General features: G+C 55.6%; 1 protein-coding gene. It reads right to left on the reverse strand.

The genetic code is table 11. The annotated features are described in order from the left end of the window. Positions 1-232, reverse strand: a 232-nt coding sequence (locus H9X84_RS12875) for a transposase (protein ID WP_205134639.1), incomplete at both ends; no start/stop codon positions are given.

Genomic DNA, 232 nt, shown 5'->3' on the forward strand with positions numbered 1-232 from the left:
GGGTACCGGCCACATGGCGCAGCCGGGCACAGACCAGCATGAGAGCAGAGTTGCCGTCAGGGAAGCTACCTACTACACGGGTGCGGCGACGGATCTCTCGATTTAGCCGTTCAATGACATTGTTGGTACGGATACGAGTCCAATGCTCGCTGGGAAAATCGCAGTAGGTCAGCGTTTCTTCAATGCCGTCCTCTACCTTCTTGGCTGCTTCTTTCAGCTTCATGGAGCGTAG

Origin of the sequence: Anaerotignum lactatifermentans, from assembly GCF_016902535.1 — a bacterium.
Taxonomy (GTDB): Bacteria; Bacillota; Clostridia; order Lachnospirales; family Anaerotignaceae; genus Anaerotignum; species Anaerotignum lactatifermentans_A.